Below are 15,904 nucleotides of genomic sequence, written 5' to 3' on the forward strand. Positions count from 1 at the left end.
TTTTCTTAGGTGGCGACGCTATCGGCTCATCCATGCTAAATCAAACTTTTAGCTTGGATGAGGGCTGGAAATTGCTTATAACAGGATCACTGCTCGATAGGTTTCTTGCCTGTATGAAACCTGCCTCAATAACTCAACGCCCGCTTCGTGCGGGCGTTTTTTTGTGCAGTGCTTCCCGGTTATTTTGCCACCGACTTGCCGTTGGGTCACGCAGTTCACACCCCCGGTAAAATCGTTTCCTTTGCAGGTGCAGCATGGCAGAGTGCGCGTCAGAGCGAGATACACAATTCGGAGGGAAGAAGCCATGCTATTAAAAGGTAAAACTGCGGTTGTCACGGGGTCAAATTCCGGCATTGGATTAGGTGTTGCGCGGGAAATCGCGCGTGCAGGTGCCAATGTGGTGCTGAACTCCTTCACGGATCGCGCCGAAGATCATGCCATTGCCGAAGGCATTGCCAAGGAATTCGGTGTGGACGCACGTTATATTCAGGCGGACATGTCAGATGGCGATCAATGTCGCGCTTTGATTGAAAAAGCCGGAAATTGCGATGTTTTGGTGAACAATGCTGGAATTCAGCATGTGGCACCGATTGATGAATTCCCGGTAGAGAAGTGGAACGCAATCATCGCAATAAACATGAATTCGGTCTTTCACACCAGCGCAGCCGCATTGCCCAAAATGCGCGCCGCTGGATGGGGGCGGATTATCAATATCGCCTCGGCACATGGTTTGACGGCGTCACCCTACAAATCTGCCTATGTCGCAGCCAAACATGGGGTCGTGGGTATGACCAAGACGGTCGCGCTGGAAACCGCCGAAGAGCCGATCACCTGCAATGCCATTTGCCCTGGTTATGTTCTGACCCCTCTGGTGGAGGCGCAAATCCCGGATACGATGGAGAAATACAATATGGGCCGGGAAGAGGTGATCAAAAAGGTAATGCTGGAGCGTCAGCCTTCGCGTGAATTTGCAACAGTGGAGCAGCTTGGCGGGACTGCGGTCTTCCTTGCGTCTGATGCGGCCGCGCAGATCACGGGAACGACGATCAGCGTTGATGGTGGCTGGACCGCGCTCTGATCTTTTTTACGGGACAAAACAAAAAAAGGCACTCGGTAAAGAGTGCCTTTTTTTCTAGTTGCTTAGCTGTCAGTCTTAAACTGACTTGGATCTTTGGAATTGGGGTAAACCAACCCGGCTGAAATCACCAGTTTCGCGGCATCCTCGACACTCATATCCAATTCGGTGACGTCTTCTTCCGGGAAATAGAGCAAGAAGCCAGAGGTCGGGTTGGGAGTGGTTGGGACAAAAACGCTCAGCAGTTTACCCGATGTTTCCGCCTTCTCTGAGATTTCGCCCTTTGCCGGGGTCGATATGAACCCGATGGCCCAAATGCCCTTGCGCGGGTATTGTACCAGGCAGGCCCGTTCAAACGTTCGCTCGGATTGGGCAAACACAGTTTCCGAGATCTGTTTGATGCCGGAATAGATCGACCGCACCACCGGCATGCGATCCACCAGACCTTCCGCGAAACTGATCAGAGAGCGTCCCAGGATCCCCTTGGCAATCCATCCAACGATGATGGTGAACAGAAGGAAGATGATCAGACCGACGCCGCGCAGGTTGATGCCGATGTATTTTTCCGGCTGAAAGGTCGACGGGACCAAGGGCAGAACAACGCCGTCGATCCATCCCATGGCCGACCACAGCAGCCAGATGGTCAGGCCAACAGGGGCGATTACGACGATCCCTGTCAGAAAGGAGGATCGTAAACGTGCAAGCAGCCCAGGTCTGCGATGTGGCTCTTCGTCAAATGGCGTTGTCATTGCTCATCAATTCCGTTGTGCGCCTGAAACTTAGGGTCGGCTTGCCGTTCCGACAATGGGTAGCTTGACGCAAAAATATTTAACTGGTCGGGGCGGTTAACTCTTGGGCAATACGCGCTGCCAGTTTGGCGTTATTTCGCACCAGCGCGATATTGGCCTCAAGCGACCGCCCTTCGGTCAGCTCAAAGATTCGTTGCAGCAAGAACGGGGTGACAGCCTTGCCGGTGACACCCTGTGCATCGGCCTCGTTTTGTGCCTGTGCAATGATCGGGGCCAGTATATCCGTCGAGATTTGCGCATCTGCCGGAATGGGATTGGCGATCAGTTGCCCGCCAGGCAGACCCATGGCGCGTCGTGTGGCAAAAGCCGCGGCGATGCTGGCGGCGTCATCCATCCGCAATGGAGCTGCCAGATCGGATTGCGCTGACCAAAAGGCGGGGAAGCTGTCCTGACCATATGCGATTACTGGCACGCCGTTGGTTTCCAGATATTCCAGGGTTTTGGGCAGATCCAGGATCGCTTTGGCTCCGGCTGCAACGACGTTTACCGGTGTCTGCGCCAATTCGGGCAGGTCTGCGGAAATGTCAAAAGACGTCTCAGCACCTTTGTGAACACCACCAATCCCGCCAGTTGCAAAGACCGAGATCCCGGCCAGATGCGCAGCAATCATGGTGGCGGCAACCGTGGTGGCTCCGGTGCCGCCGGTTGCGATGCAGGCCGCCATATCCGCGCGGGAAACTTTGGCGACATTCTTCGCCTGACCAAGCGCCTGAAGCTGTTCGGCCTCCAGACCGACGTGCAGCTGTCCGTCGAGCACCGCAATGGTGGCCGGTGTCGCACCTGCGTCGCGGATGTCTTGCTCTACCAGCGCTGCGGTTTCCACGTTACGCGGGTAGGGCATCCCATGGGTGATGATCGTGCTTTCCAGCGCGACGACAGGCTGGCCTTGCGCTTTGGCAGCGGCCACCTCGGATGAGTAAGTGATATCCATTTCTAGTTGGGGTCTCCGGAAACATATGACGCGGCAGCGAGGAGGGCTGCTTTTAGGGCCTCCGTGGGGTTCTCTCCGCGGAGTTCGGCAGCAATATGCGCCGCCATGAAGGTATCGCCTGCACCTGTAATTCGTGTGACGGTAACAGCAGGCGGGGTCTGCGAAATCACGCCATCAGAGGTGCCAAAACTTGCGTCACGCCCCCCATGCGTCACCATAACACGGGCGGCCCCAGCGGCCATCAGCGCGCGGGCGGCTTCTTGGCTGCTGTCAAAAAGGCGGTCGACCAGAATGCCGGCCTCTTCCAGATTGACATAAAGCGTGCCGCGCCCATGGGTCAGAAAGGGACGGAGGCGTTCCGCCTTGCCCGGTGAGGCCGGGGCGATCCGCAAATCTGCGGCCGCGAACAAGGGGCTTTGGGCGATGTCTTGCAGCAGCGCAAGGGTCAGGTTCCCGTCAAGGGCAATCAGACCGGAATAGGGGCTCTCTTGGCTGCCAAGCCGACCGTCAGTCAGCGGCTCCAGGATCGCGTCCCCAACGGTCTCAAGCGTGTGGGCATCCGCAATTGCAGCAACCAGCCCATTTGCGCCCTCTATCGCCATGTAGCAGTCCGTAGGCAGCTCAGCGGGGCGATGGACATATTGCGTGTCCAGGCCCAATTCGCGGGTGGCGCGCATCAGATCGTCGCCTTCGGCGTCACGCCCGATTGCAGTCAAGGCAGCCGGGGACAGGTCAAATTTGGCGAGGGCCTGTGCAATATTGAGGGCCACACCGCCGGGCAATCGTACAATCCGGCCAGGCACATCGTTGGACAATGCCATACTGCGCGGCGTGCGGCCGACAATGTCCCAAAGAACCGATCCGATGCAAATGACCTTTGGCTGCATAAGTAAGAATTCCTCTGCCTTTACCTCCTATTGCAACCTTTTTGCGTTATCGCAAGCGGCTTTGGAACAATTGGCGGCCAAGAGAGGGTTGGGGCTTTGCGATGGCTTTGCAATTGTGTTGCGGTCGAGCGGTCAAAACACGTGAAAAGGACTGGCAAAGCACTGGTAAGCGGCCCTTCGGGTTGATTAAGATAGAGGGATAAGACCATTCGCGGGAGAATACGCTGCGGACCTTCAGGCCCATTTTGATCTTCCTGTGTCTCTGGAGTGCTTTGCTCTGGTTGCCGCCGCTTTCTGGCGCGATGGCACAATCGGACCACCTGTCAGTTGTGGATTTTCTCCGCGATGGTGACAGGTTGTCGGTGGATATTCGCATCAAACCCGGCAGTGCGCCCCTTGTCGCTGCTGACGAAACGGATAGGGTCCACCAGTATTTTGCGCAAATCACGGATGGTATGGTTGCCTTTGGCGAGGGCGATTTCACGGACATCCGGCTGCGTGATTTGCAAATGCCCAGCTTAGCCGATCTGGCCGACCTGGACGACATAAGGATCTCTCTCGACGTTGACATACCGGAAGGAGCGCAAACCGTGACATTCTTCTGGCCGCAGGTATTTGGCGCGGTTGTGCTGCGTCAGCATGGCGTGGCAGAGCCTTTTGGCGGATATTTTGCCCAAGGTCAGCCAACAGGAGCGATTTCATTGGCTGGCGGGGCGGCGCGCTCTTTGGAAGAGATCGCTTTTGAAAACCTGTTGTACGGGTTTTCAACGGTGGTGCCCAAAGGGGCAGCCCTGATCCTGCTGGCGCTTGCGATCTTTTTCCAACGTGGCTGGCTGGGGCCGATGGCCGCGCAGGTTGCGATGCTGGCGATCGGGCATGCTGTTGCTGTTGTCGCGCTGTCCTTTGTCAGCTGGTCGCCACCGGCCGAGGCTGTGGCTTGGGCCGTTCCAGCGGCAACCGTGGTTCTTGCGCTGGATAATCTTCTTATGCGTTCTTTGCGGTTTTGGCGGCTTGCGCTTCTTTTTCTTTTGTCAGCTTTGCAAAGTTGTGCCTTTGCAGCCGATATGGAGAATTCCGGTCTGTTGAAGTCGCTGAGCTTGCCGGCAACGGCGGGCTTTGGGGCAGGGGTGACCTTTGGCATTGGTGCGATCGTCGGAGCCGGATATCTGACGCTTGGGATTTGGTTCGGGCACCACCCGAAATACCGCGGGCGAGTCATCATGCCTGCAAGCATCAGCCTGATCGGGATTGTTCTGTATCGGGCCTTTGCCTGAGGCCTGACTTTATGGTTATGAGGTCAGAGACCTGAGAAATCAGCTCATAGCCGACTGGAAACTGCGCAAGGTCGACAGCGGATCTTCTGTCCGCCAGATCTCGTCCCCAACACCAAAGAAATCAGTGAAGGGCGAGATCGTGCGGATCACGTCTGTGTCCAGACCACCTTCTGCGACGACGGGCACCTCGATCATCTGGGACCACCACTCAAAAAGTTCGGCTTCGGCCTGATCGCCATCGCCCAGTCCGGATGCGCCAACCGGTCCAAAAGAAACGTAATCCACGCCCGCTTCGCCAGCTGTCATACCGTCATGGCGGGACGAGCCGCAGAAGCTGCCAACAATGGCGTCCGCTCCCAGGGATTTGCGGGCATTGCGAACCGATTTGGTCGCGTCAGTCAGGTGTACACCGTCCAGGCCCAGGCGCTCTGCCAGAACCACGTGATCAGAAATCACCAGCGCCACATCGCGCGCAATGGTCACCTCGCGCAGCGCATCGCTGGCGCGGCTCAGGGTGTCTTCGTCACGGCTCGCCAGATCCAGACGCACACAGGCGATATCTTCCGCATCCAGCACGCGGGCCAGTTGGTCAGTGAACCGCACCAGTTCAAATGTTGGCGGGGTAATCAGATAGATTTGTGGCTGCTCGGGGGCTTGGGCCTGATTGTCCATTCCGCGGGCTCCTGTGTGACGATTGACCGGTATTTACCGGAATTGCGGGCAGACGCAAGGATATGTCCTATAGAAAGATGGGTTACAAATCCCTCAATACCCATGAGAGATCTTGCCCCAGCGCGTCCGGACCAGTAGAGCAGGGCGGATTTTGCGGAGACTGTGATGCCAAACCCAACCCCTCAACCTTCCTTTGTTCTGGTGCGCCCCCAAATGGGGGAAAACATCGGTGCCGCTGCGCGTGCGATGTGGAACTTTGGCCTGGACCGGATGCGGATCGTCGCCCCACGGGATGGCTGGCCAAACCAGAAAGCGGTTGCAATGGCCTCTGGTGCGGGGCGTCTGCTGGATGAGGCACAATTGGCCCATGATTTGCCTGCTGCGCTGGAAGATTGCACCTATGTCTTTGCCACGACCGCCCGCCCGCGTGAGTTGACCAAACCAGTTTTCAGTCCCGAGGCTGCGATGAAACTGGCAGCCGAGAAGATCAATGCCGGTGAGAAAGTCGCTGTGATGTTTGGTCCGGAACGTGCAGGTCTTGAAAATGATGATATCGCCAAGGCCAACGCAATAATCACCGTGCCGGTGAACCCGGAATTTGCCTCGCTGAACCTGGGCCAATGTGTTTTGCTTGCGGCTTATGAATGGCGTCGTCAGGTCGAAGAGATCGAACATGAAGTTCTGGATATCGGCAAATCGGACTGGGCAACAGGCCAAGAGGTCGAGGCACTGGTCAAACATTATGAGGATCGGTTGGAAGAGGCGGGATACTTCTATCCGCCAGAAAAAGCGCCGGGCATGAAAGTTGTGTTTCGCAACCTGTGGAGCCGTATGCGTCTGACCCGCGCAGATGTACAGATGCTGCACGGGATCATGCGACAGATGGTCCGCTGGCGGGAAAATCGCGACTGATCGCGCAGATCAACGCTATATCAGCCAAAGTCAGCTCGGGGCGCAAAGGAACGAGGCAAGCATGAGCAAACGCAGTATTTTCGAAGAGGTCGGCGGGGCCAAGGCAGAACATAGCGTACCGACGCCTGGCCTGTTGGACCGTGGTCAGGATGGCGCGCGCAAGTGGATCCGCGTCTGGCTGGGCCTGTTGTTTGTGCTGGTGGTGGCAATGATCACCGTGGGCGGGTTGACGCGTCTGACCGACAGTGGGCTTTCGATCACCGAATGGCGCCCGATCACCGGAGCCGTCCCTCCGATGACAGAGGCCGACTGGCAGGCGGAGTTCGATAAATACAAGCAGATCGATCAATGGGCCATCCAGAACAAATGGATGGAACTCTCTGATTTCAAACAGATCTATTGGTGGGAGTGGGGCCACCGCCAGCTGGGCCGTGTCATAGGTCTGGTCTGGGCCCTTGGGTTCCTTGGGTTTCTTGCCACCCGGAAAATTCCAACCGGTTGGGCTGGACGTCTTGCGCTTCCGGGCGTTCTGGGGGGCGTGCAGGGTGCCGTTGGCTGGTGGATGGTCCATTCCGGCGTAACCCAAGGTGAGGGGGTGACGACGGTTGCCTCTTACCGCTTGGCCATTCACCTGGGTCTTGCCTTTACCATTCTGGGCCTGTTGGCTTGGTGCATGATGGGGCTGGCCCGCCGAGAGCAGGATCTGATGCAAGCGCGTCGCGCCAAGGAGGCCAAACCGTTCAGCCTGTCCACCGGTTTGATGCATTTTGCCATGCTTCAGATCCTGTTGGGCGCGCTGGTTGCGGGTATTGATGCGGGCCGTTCCTATACGGATTGGCCACTGATGGGCGGACAGTTTCTTCCGCCCCAGGCATTTGGGCTGGAGCCGATTTGGCGGAATTTCTATGAAAATCCCGGCCTTGTTCAGTTTGTTCACCGGATGAGCGGCTATCTCCTGTTTGTCTTTACAGTTGTTGTTTGGCTGAAAGGGCGGGCAAGCGCCCATGCGCATACGCGTTTTGCCTTTAATGCCGTTATGGCAGCCGTGACAATTCAGATCGGACTGGGCATCATCACCGTGGTACAGGCCGCGCCTTGGCAGACTGCGATTGCGCATCAGTTGGTGGCGGTTCTGGTCTGGGTGTTGATCTTGCGGGCGCGCTTCCTGTCGGCATACCCGGTGAGCATTTCGATCAAGGATCATTAGATAAGGATTTCAGATAGATGGCCGCATATGACGAACTGATGGCATTTCAGCGCGAAACGCAGGCTTTGGCACAGATTGCCGGCCGTTTGGGGTGGGATCAGGAGACCATGATGCCGCGCGGCGCAGCTTCCCAAAGGGGAGAGGAAATGTCCGCGATTGAGGCGGTCCTTCATGCGCGCCGCTCGGATCCGTGTGTCGCAGAGTGGCTGGAGCAGGCCGAGGCCGCGGACGATGTGGCCGCAGCGCATTTGCGTGAGATCCGCCGCAGCTATGACCGCGCGGTGAAGGTGCCTGCCGCATTGGCGAAAACCCTGGCCCGTGTCACGTCAGAGGCGCAGGGAAAATGGGCCGAAGCCCGCGCAAATGAGGATGTTGCGGCCTTTGTCCCCGTGCTCGAAGAGGTTGTGGAGCTCAAACGCGAAGAAGGTCAGGCGCTCGCCAATGGTGGCGACGTTTATGACGCCATGATCCAGGACTATGAACATGGCACCACCGCGGCAGAGATCGCGGCGATCTTTGACGCCATGCGCCCTGAATTGGTGGCCCTACGTGCTGCTGTGTTGGAAAAAGCCGCACCCAAGACGGTGTCGGGCCGGTTCGATGCGGCAAAGCAGATGCAATTGGCCGCAACTCTGGCTCAGACCTTCGGGTATGATATGTCTCATGGGCGTCTGGACAAAGCCGTGCATCCGTTCTCCTCAGGCAGCGGACTGGATGTGCGGATCACCACCCGTACCAGCGAGACCGACCCGTTCAATTGCTTTTACTCGACAATTCATGAGGTTGGTCACGCTTGTTACGAACAGAATATCGCTCGTGACTATCTGCTGACACCACTTGGATCCGGCGTTTCGATGGGTGTGCATGAAAGCCAAAGCCGGATTTATGAAAACCAGATCGGCCGCAGCCGCGCCTTTACCGGTTGGCTGTTTGAACAGATGCGGGACAGCTTTGGTGACTTTGGTATTGCGTCGGCAGATGATTTTTATTCTGCGGTTAACGCGGTCCACAATGGCTATATCCGGACCGAAGCGGATGAGTTGCAATACAACCTGCATGTGATGCTGCGGTTTGACTTGGAGCGCGATCTGATGAGCGGCGCTCTGGACGTTGCTGATCTGGAAGAAGCCTGGAACACACGCTTTGCGGCTGACTTTGGATATGCTGTCGACAAACCGTCAAATGGTTGCCTGCAGGATGTGCACTGGTCGGTTGGTCTGTTTGGCTATTTCCCGACTTATTCCTTGGGCAATGTCTATGCGGGCTGCCTGTATGATGCGCTGTGCAAGGCTGTGCCGGATCTGGACGCGGATCTTGCAAAAGGCGACACGCGCGCTGCAACGGGCTGGCTGAAGGATGGTCTGCAACAACATGGTGGACTGCGCTCGCCCGTGGATACCATTCGCCATGCCTGCGGAGCAGAGCCAACCCATGCTCCGTTGATGCGTTATCTCACCTCGAAATTCAGCGCGCTCTACGATCTGTAAAACGCACCCAATGGGATCAGAAAGGCCGGACCCTTTGTGCGTCCGGCTTTTCTTTTCAGACCAGAGCCATACGTTCTGCGCGTTCCGCATCCGGAAAGGGGCGGTACAGACCGACATCGACCTCTGAGATCAACGATGACACGGCGGCATATAGGCGTTCGACCTTTGCGTCATGTTCCCCAAGGACCCGGAATGCACTGTCGAGCTGGGTCATATTGTCAAACTCCACCTCCAGTATGAAATCCCGGCAGCTGTCGTTTGCCAGATGCAGCTTGCGCCGCATCAACCGCCAATTTCGCACAGTCTCTCGCTCTTTGAGGTAGGTCATCCATTGATCGACAGCATTTGCAAAGGCAAGCGCCTTCGCGTCATTCGCCAGGTCGATTGAGCAGTGATACAAATTCATCGGGCTCTCCCCCGTTGAGAAAAAACTGTGCAAGCATAGGGGATGTTGGATTATCAGGAGGTTAAGCAGACTATTCCGCGTAACCCGTCATTTCCAGATAGCCGCGCCCTGAATGGCTGCCGGTTACACGAACCGGTCCCTCCCAATAGGCAAACGAGGTCCCCATCCAGGCATTGGGGTTGACAGCGGTGACCGTAACATCGACGGAATACTGCGGCAGCTTTACCAGCCAAGTTGTTGGGATTTTGTCAGAAATGTCACTGTTGTGATCCAGAGCCGTGGCGGTAAAAGCGCCTGGTGCGAGCGGGGTCACCTGACCGTCCGCCGTAATCCAACTGCCCGAGGTGAAATCACCGCTTGCGCCGCGAAGCACAAACCCCATCAGCTTGTCCCCACCGTCAAAATGCAGTGAAAACCAATCCCAGCCGCTTTGATCGCTGGCCAATGGCTGGCTCGACCATTCTCTGTCCAGCCAAGCGGTGCCCGTTACGGTCTGGCTGGACCCGTTCTGGACTATGCTTCCGGTCACCGTATAATGAGGTTGCGAATAGTAATAGCTGGCTTGCCCCGCTTCCGATTTTACCGAATATCCGTTCTCTCCGTGAAAAATCAGCGGCCCCTGTGCGCTCAGCTGCAGCGCATAAGAGAAATCCTCGCCCGACGCGGTCAGGGAGAGCTGGTTCAGCGTTGTGTCAGTGCTGGTCATCTGCCAGTTATCAATCCAGGCTGAAAAAGGCTGTGTTTCGACGCCTGCTTGACCAATGCCGCCACGGGACAGTTTTTCGGCATAAAAATGGTTGTCGGGCGTGGTCAATGCCGCATGGGCCAGCCAGTATTGCGGGCTTGTCCAATCCAGGGTTTCGGTGGGGGCTGCTGCAGAACGAAACAGGGTCCACTGAATACCAAGATCACGCCCAGTTTCATCTTGAAGATTGGCAGTTAAATACCACCATTCAATCCGAAAATCGGGATGAGCGCCATGATCGCGCGGGAAGGAGAATTCTGTACCTCGGCGCGGGATCTGATAGCCCTCTCCTGCGCTTTGACCAAGTCCAGCATAGCCTTGGGCTGACAGGCTGAAGGGGAAACAGGCAGCCAGGAGAAAGAGGACGTGTTTAACGTTCACTGGAAAAAACCTTTAGCAATTCGGTTGGAGCGGTACGGGCCAGGCGCAAGGCTGACGGCAGGCAGGCCAGAAGTGCCGCCATTAGCGCTAGAAGAACGGTCCGTAACCAGCTGGTGGGAAAAAGAAACAGCGGCAGTTTCCACCCAAAGGCAAGAACGTTGGTCACAGATAGCAGCACCCAGGCCAGCACAAGGCCAAGCGGAATGGCAAGAAGTGCGGTCAAAAGGGCGAGACCAAGGCTGCGGATGATTTCCAGCTTTGCGAGCTCGGCTGTGGGCAGGCCAATGGCCCAGATTGGTGCAATCTGTGGCAGGCGCTGGTTCCAGAGAGCAGCGAAGCTGGTAAGAAGCGCAAAACTTGCCACGGCCAGTGTCAGTACATTCAAAGCCGCAGTCACAACAAATGTCTGGTCGAAGATCCGCAACGATTGATCGCGCAACTCTGCCTGATCCAGAATTGATGTCGTAGGAATATTGAATTCTTTTTGCAGGCTGGCTCTTACGCCTAGTTTATCATGCGTCGAAACCGCGATATTGGAGATCAAAGCGTTGGGTGAAATTTGTTCCAGAATCTCTGCAGACATCACAATTTGATGGTTTGGATTGCCATAATCGGGATAGACGCCCAGTATTTTGGCGTCGCCAACGGCGGGCAGGGAAAATGTGTCTCCGGGCCACAGGTTTCGGGACCGGGCCATCTGCTCATTGATCACGATGCCGTTGTTGGCATGAAGCTGCGGCCAGGTTGTGGCGGTCTTGGCGACCATGGGCCAGTGATTGGCATAATAGGGATCATTGATGACACCCAGCAACCGCGTCGGATGGCCTGCATTGGGCAAATCCGCAGCCATCAAAGGGCGGGGCGTGTGACCGTGTTCCTGCAGATACGCAATGATCTCGGCGGGGGACCTTTGGCCTTCTGTGTCGACATATAGGTCGGCGGCGAAACGTTGGTTGATCCATCCGACAAAGGCGAGCCGGAAGCTGGAGGTCATTGTTTCTACGCCAATATTTGTTGCAATTGCCAAGGCCAGCGCCATCAGCGGAACATTCAGCGAGCCAAGCTGCATACGCATGTCAGACCAGATCCATTCCCCGCGTCCGGGGCGTGCAAGACGTTCAGCCCAAAAGATCACGGCCGCCAGCAGGGAGGGCATCAGGAGAACGCTGCCCAACATCAGCGCTCCCATCAAGGCAAAGCCTGCAATCAAATGGGGGATCTGAAGCAGCAATGGCGTGAACGCCAGAAGGATGCCACCAGCAATAATCCCATACAGACGACCACGGGCAGAGGCCTGTCCACGCGCAGATATGGCCGGTCCTTGCAGGATCGGCAGCCGATAAACTTGAAAAAGGGAGCTGCCACCGGCAATTGCAGTACCAAGCAACGTCATGGACAGACCGAGAAGAACCCATGACAGTTCCATCCTGAGCCCGCCGTTGACCTCCGCTCCATACAGCCCCTGCAACGTTGCGCTCACCCCTGGCAGCAGGGCACCCGCGATAAAATACCCCAACAGCAGCCCCAAGGATCCGGCCACAAGGGCGAGGCAAGTCAGCTCAATAGCGCAAAGGCTTATCAGCTGGGCGGAGGACAGGCCGAGGCTTCGCAGAGTACGCATCAGCGGGCGACGCTGTTCAACCGCCAATTTGATCGTGCTTTGAACAATAAAGAGGCCCACAACAAAGGCGAGCAGCCCGAATGCAGTGAGGTTGAGGTGAAAACTATCCGTCAGTTGTCCGGGAGATGTCCGTGCGCCTGACAGCCATCTGAACCCACCGGGAAGCTGTGATGCGAGGAGGGTGTTGTTTTCTAAAACAACGAGATAGGACAGGGTGTTCGTGTCAGAAAAGCGCTGCGCAACAGACAAATCTGTGACGATAAGCCCGTCCGGTAACTGCGGCACGGCTGCCGTCTCGAAGGTCCCGGACAATTGGTTCAGGGTGGAGGATGCGCCAAACAGAGGCAGATCGCTCAAAATCGGCGTAGCGCCCGTTTGCCCGGCATCGGCGCTGGTTCCTCCGACCAAAAGCGGAACCAGTGGATGCGACACCATATCGATTGCCATCAGGCGGATGTCAGTCGAACCTAATGTAATTTTCTCGTCCCAGACCGGTGACACAAGCCATCCAGCGCGCCTGAGTGCGACATAGTCATCAACCGTAAGTGAACCGTCCTGGGCCAGGATGCGGTCTGCTCCAAAGATCTCAAGCTGATCCTGCGCCTCGGCGTAGGTTGCGCGCGCAGTGGCATTTATCGCTTGAACAGCAGACCAAAGGGCGGCGGACAGGGCGAGACCGATGACAATGGCAAACAATTGAACCGGAGCCCGGCGCCAATGCGATAAAAGCGCGATAAAAGCCCAGCGGGTCACGTGATTTGTCCCTCACTCAGATGTATGCGTCGCCCTGTTTGGGATGCGATTGTCTCGGAATGGGTCACAAGCAAAAGAGCCGTTTTTTCCTGTTCGACCAATTTAAGAAGAAATTCCAACACGTTCTGGCTGCTTCTTTCATCCAGGTTTCCGGTTGGTTCATCTGCCAGAAGGAGCTTTGGCCGGACCGCCATGGCGCGTGCGATGGCCACGCGCTGTTGTTGCCCGCCAGAAAGCTGGTCGGGGTAACGATCGATCAAATCCCTAAGGCCCAAGACCGCACAGAGCTCTTCGCACCAGATCTGGTCAAAGCGTTTGGCCATTCTGGCGTGCAACGCGATGTTTTGCCAAACATTCAGCGATGGTATCAGATTGAACTGCTGAAAAACGATCGCCACCTTGTCGCGCCGAAGAGAAGCACGCCTTGTTTCAGAAAGGCCGGTAAGTGATTGCTTATCGACGAAAATATCTCCGCTGTCATGCTGATCCAGCGCGCCTGCCAGATGCAAAAGCGTGCTTTTTCCGGAGCCGCTCTCACCTGTCAAAGACAGTGTTTCACCTTCTTTGAGGTCAAGAGAAACACCACACAGAATGTCCCGGCTGACGCCCTGCGCCACAAAGGATTTGGTTACGTTCTTCATCACCAGCGTCAAAAGGGGCCTCCCAGCATGGACAAAGCCCGATTGTGCGGGCGTCGACAGTTCCACCATGATACGAATTCAGGGATAAGGCACTGGCATGGAAAAGAAAGTGTCAAATGCGCGCGCATACGGATTCGCCACTGTGGTCGCGCCATTGTGATGGGAGAGGTGACCTTGGGATTGTTCTTTCGGGCCGTGTTGCTGGCGGCAAAGCGCTTTAATCAAAAGAACGGCTGGGTGCTCAGCAGCCATATTGCCATGTCAATGATGCTGGCACTGTTTCCTTTTGCGCTGTTCACGGTTTCCCTCGCCGGGGCGATTGCTGAGTTTTCGGCGCAAGACGTTGATATCGAGAATATTCTTGATCTTCTGTTTGGGTCTTAGCCTGCGGCCGTTGCAGGACCGATCAAACAGGAAGTGGTTGCAGTTTTGCAGAATTCGGGCCTGCAGTTGGTGACATTCAGCGGGGTATTGACGCTTTACTTCGCATCCAACGGTGTTGATGCGGTCCGTTTGGCGATGGTATCTGCCTATCATGAAGACGATCGCAGACCATATTGGAAGGCGCGGTTGATCTGTGTGGTTATTGTTATCCTTGGCGGGCTGGGCCTGTTGGCCGCAGCGTTGTTTGAGGTGCTTTTGCCATTGTCTATTCATTATCTGGCAGATCGGATGCCGCTGATGAGCCCCGGGTTTGTTGACAGCTGGGAAAATGGCCTGAACGGTATTCTCGTGCTTGTTGTGCCGATTGCTGCGGTTTTGATCTGCCATTTGGCCTTGCCCGACCGGCTGCACAGTCTGGCGGATCTTGGGGCAGGGGTTGCGTTTACCGTTGTTCTCTGGTGGGGTGCAGGGCTTTGTTTTGCCTTCTATGTCGCGGGTTTCGCACAGTATTCCGCGACTTATGCGGGGCTGGCGGGGGCGATGGTTGCGCTTGTGTTTCTCTACCTCAATGCCGCCATTCTGATCCTGGGAGCAGAGCTGAACGGTGCATTGATGTCACTGCGGCAAGACGGATCCCAACCGCCCGTAGGGTGATTTGTTTCCAAAGCGAGAACAATAAGGCAGTTTTGCCACAATTGGGCCATAAGACGTCCACAGTCGGATTTTAGACAAATTGCAGAGATACAGCAGCAGTTTGGAAAAAGCCCATGTCGTTCATAACACAGACTCTCAAAGCTCTGAAATCCGCAGCCGACATCCGGTCAAAAGGTGTGAACGAGCCGGTTCGGATCTGGTCACTGACCGAGGACGAAGATGATCTGTCGCGTATCCAGCGGGAACTGGCCAAGCAGTCTTTGACCGCGCGCGCCCTACGTTAATGAATGCAGCGCGCGGCTGTCCAGTCGGATCAGCCGCGAAAGCCCATGGCCACCACGAATTTCTCGGAACTGTCCGAGCGGGAGGAGGGTGGTTTGACGTTCATCACCTTGTCGAATTTTTGCTTCAATAGTTTCTGAAGCTCGCCCTCGGCGCCGCCTGCAAGGACCTTGGCAACAAAGGTGCCACCCACTTCCAACACGTCAAAGGCAAAGTAAGCCGCTGTTTCGCAAAGGGAAATGATCCGCAGGTGATCTGTTTGCTTGTGCCCGGAACTTGCTGCGGCCATGTCTGACATAACAACATCCGCAGTCCCCCCCAGCCAGGCTTTGACCTGGTCATCGGCGCCGTCATCCATAAAGTCGAGCTGATGAAATTCCGCACCTGCCAAGGGCTCGACCTCTTGAAGATCAACTCCGACGATCCTGCCCACGGCTTTGCCGGATTTTTCACCCAAAGCATTGATCCGTTTGACCGCAACCTGACTCCAGCCGCCGGGCGCACAGCCGAGGTCCACAATCCGCGCACCAGGCACCAGGAACCGGTATTTATCGTCCAGTTCCATGATCTTATAGGCCGCGCGCCCGCGATAGCCTTCCTGCTGGGCGCGACGGACATAAGGGTCGTTCAGCTGCCGTTGCAACCAGCGGGTCGAGCTGAGCTTGCGCCCACGGGCTGACTTTACCTTGACCTTCAGGTCGCGCTGACCTCGGCCAGATGTGTTCTTTCCAGTTGGCGTTTTTGCCATATCATCACCATTTTCAAAGCGGCGTTTGGCGGCCA

Annotated in this window: 17 protein-coding genes; 8 read left to right on the forward strand and 9 right to left on the reverse strand. The window is 56.3% G+C overall.

What is annotated here, in order from left to right:
- Positions 1-304 precede the first annotated feature (304 nt).
- Positions 305-1,078, forward strand: a complete 774-nt coding sequence (locus ACXAEW_RS14815; protein ID WP_474942052.1) for a 3-hydroxybutyrate dehydrogenase — start codon at positions 305-307, stop codon at positions 1,076-1,078.
- Positions 1,079-1,140: 62 nt separating this feature from the next.
- Here the strand turns inward: ACXAEW_RS14815 and ACXAEW_RS14820 are convergent, their stop codons facing one another.
- The 3 genes from ACXAEW_RS14820 to ACXAEW_RS14830 form a co-directional block, all read right to left on the reverse strand.
- The gene (locus ACXAEW_RS14820) at positions 1,141-1,824 is read right to left on the reverse strand and encodes a DUF502 domain-containing protein (RefSeq protein ID WP_474942053.1); all 684 of its coding nucleotides are present in this window, start codon (positions 1,822-1,824) and stop codon (positions 1,141-1,143) included.
- A 79-nt stretch (positions 1,825-1,903) separates the two neighbouring features.
- A complete protein-coding gene (locus tag ACXAEW_RS14825; RefSeq protein ID WP_474942054.1) occupies positions 1,904-2,815 on the reverse strand; it encodes a pseudouridine-5'-phosphate glycosidase in 912 nt (303 codons plus the stop codon).
- A gap of 2 nt (positions 2,816-2,817) precedes the next feature.
- Positions 2,818-3,702: a PfkB family carbohydrate kinase gene (locus ACXAEW_RS14830; RefSeq protein ID WP_474942055.1), complete on the reverse strand. Its 885-nt coding sequence runs from the start codon at positions 3,700-3,702 to the stop codon at positions 2,818-2,820.
- Positions 3,703-4,004: 302 nt separating this feature from the next.
- Between ACXAEW_RS14830 and ACXAEW_RS14835 the strand changes: the two genes are divergently transcribed.
- Positions 4,005-4,976 carry a hypothetical protein gene (locus tag ACXAEW_RS14835; protein WP_474942056.1) on the forward strand — a complete coding sequence of 324 codons (972 nt, stop codon included), beginning with the start codon at positions 4,005-4,007 and terminating at the stop codon, positions 4,974-4,976.
- A 39-nt stretch (positions 4,977-5,015) separates the two neighbouring features.
- On the opposite strand, the gene ACXAEW_RS14840 is transcribed toward ACXAEW_RS14835, so the two are convergent.
- Positions 5,016-5,648 (reverse strand): thiamine phosphate synthase, encoded by a 633-nt coding sequence (locus tag ACXAEW_RS14840; protein WP_474942057.1) that lies wholly within the window; start codon positions 5,646-5,648, stop codon positions 5,016-5,018.
- Between the two features lie 165 nt (positions 5,649-5,813).
- Here ACXAEW_RS14840 and ACXAEW_RS14845 point away from each other — a divergent pair, with 165 nt between their 5' ends.
- From ACXAEW_RS14845 to ACXAEW_RS14855, 3 genes are all read left to right on the forward strand, one after another.
- Entirely contained in the window at positions 5,814-6,560 is a 747-nt protein-coding gene (locus tag ACXAEW_RS14845; protein WP_474942058.1) for an RNA methyltransferase, read from the forward strand.
- Between the two features lie 61 nt (positions 6,561-6,621).
- Positions 6,622-7,767, forward strand: coding sequence for a heme A synthase (gene ctaA, locus ACXAEW_RS14850; protein WP_474942059.1), 1,146 nt, complete (start codon positions 6,622-6,624; stop codon positions 7,765-7,767).
- A gap of 17 nt (positions 7,768-7,784) precedes the next feature.
- On the forward strand, positions 7,785-9,254 hold the full coding sequence (locus ACXAEW_RS14855) for a carboxypeptidase M32 (protein WP_474942060.1): 1,470 nt from the start codon (positions 7,785-7,787) through the stop codon (positions 9,252-9,254).
- Between the two features lie 55 nt (positions 9,255-9,309).
- On the opposite strand, the gene ACXAEW_RS14860 is transcribed toward ACXAEW_RS14855, so the two are convergent.
- The 4 genes from ACXAEW_RS14860 to ACXAEW_RS14875 form a co-directional block, all read right to left on the reverse strand.
- Positions 9,310-9,660: a DUF6614 family protein gene (locus ACXAEW_RS14860; protein WP_474942061.1), complete on the reverse strand. Its 351-nt coding sequence runs from the start codon at positions 9,658-9,660 to the stop codon at positions 9,310-9,312.
- A gap of 70 nt (positions 9,661-9,730) precedes the next feature.
- Positions 9,731-10,786 (reverse strand): lipocalin-like domain-containing protein, encoded by a 1,056-nt coding sequence (locus ACXAEW_RS14865; protein WP_474942062.1) that lies wholly within the window; start codon positions 10,784-10,786, stop codon positions 9,731-9,733.
- Positions 10,776-13,160, reverse strand: a complete 2,385-nt coding sequence (locus ACXAEW_RS14870) for an FtsX-like permease family protein (protein WP_474942063.1) — start codon at positions 13,158-13,160, stop codon at positions 10,776-10,778. The genes ACXAEW_RS14865 and ACXAEW_RS14870 overlap by 11 nt, the downstream gene beginning before the upstream one ends.
- Positions 13,157-13,801: an ABC transporter ATP-binding protein gene (locus tag ACXAEW_RS14875; RefSeq protein ID WP_474942064.1), complete on the reverse strand. Its 645-nt coding sequence runs from the start codon at positions 13,799-13,801 to the stop codon at positions 13,157-13,159. Before ACXAEW_RS14875 ends, ACXAEW_RS14870 begins: the two co-directional genes overlap by 4 nt.
- Positions 13,802-13,975: 174 nt before the next feature.
- On the opposite strand from ACXAEW_RS14875, the gene ACXAEW_RS14880 reads away from it, so the two are divergent.
- From ACXAEW_RS14880 to ACXAEW_RS14890, 3 genes are all read left to right on the forward strand, one after another.
- Positions 13,976-14,185 carry a hypothetical protein gene (locus tag ACXAEW_RS14880; RefSeq protein ID WP_474942065.1) on the forward strand — a complete coding sequence of 70 codons (210 nt, stop codon included), beginning with the start codon at positions 13,976-13,978 and terminating at the stop codon, positions 14,183-14,185.
- Positions 14,186-14,206: 21 nt separating this feature from the next.
- Complete coding sequence (locus ACXAEW_RS14885) at positions 14,207-14,839, forward strand: YihY/virulence factor BrkB family protein (RefSeq protein ID WP_474943044.1); 633 nt, start codon at positions 14,207-14,209, stop codon at positions 14,837-14,839.
- Between the two features lie 113 nt (positions 14,840-14,952).
- A complete protein-coding gene (locus ACXAEW_RS14890; RefSeq protein ID WP_474942066.1) occupies positions 14,953-15,123 on the forward strand; it encodes a hypothetical protein in 171 nt (56 codons plus the stop codon).
- A gap of 29 nt (positions 15,124-15,152) precedes the next feature.
- On the opposite strand, the gene ACXAEW_RS14895 is transcribed toward ACXAEW_RS14890, so the two are convergent.
- Entirely contained in the window at positions 15,153-15,869 is a 717-nt protein-coding gene (locus ACXAEW_RS14895) for an RlmE family RNA methyltransferase (protein ID WP_474942067.1), read from the reverse strand.
- Positions 15,870-15,904 lie beyond the last annotated feature (35 nt).

Source organism: Epibacterium sp. ABZ3_068, from assembly GCF_056159265.1.